Source organism: Paraburkholderia sp. 2C, from assembly GCF_054589215.1.
This window is the reverse complement of the sequence record NZ_BAAILL010000085.1, coordinates 1-229: the sequence shown is the minus strand read 5'-3', so window position 1 is coordinate 229 and position 229 is coordinate 1. Positions and strand designations below refer to the sequence as shown.

Annotated in this window: 1 protein-coding gene; it reads left to right on the top strand. The window is 67.7% G+C overall.

The window, feature by feature from the left end; translation table 11 throughout:
• Positions 1-229, top strand: a 229-nt coding sequence (locus ACYPXD_RS34130) for a GH36-type glycosyl hydrolase domain-containing protein (protein WP_459719768.1), incomplete at both ends; no start/stop codon positions are given.

Genomic DNA, 229 nt, shown 5'->3' with positions numbered 1-229 from the left:
CGGCGCAAACGGCAATGGAGAAAGCGTCTGGCTCGGCTGGCTGCTGTTGCGGACCATTGACCTGTTCGCACCGCTCGCCCAATCGCACGACCCGGCCCGTGGCGAGCGCTGGCGCGCGCATGCGGTGCGGTTGCGCGAGGCGCTGGAGCGTGACGCATGGGACGGCGAATGGTACCGGCGTGCAACTTTCGACGACGGCAGCTGGCTCGGTTCGCACAGCAACGACGAA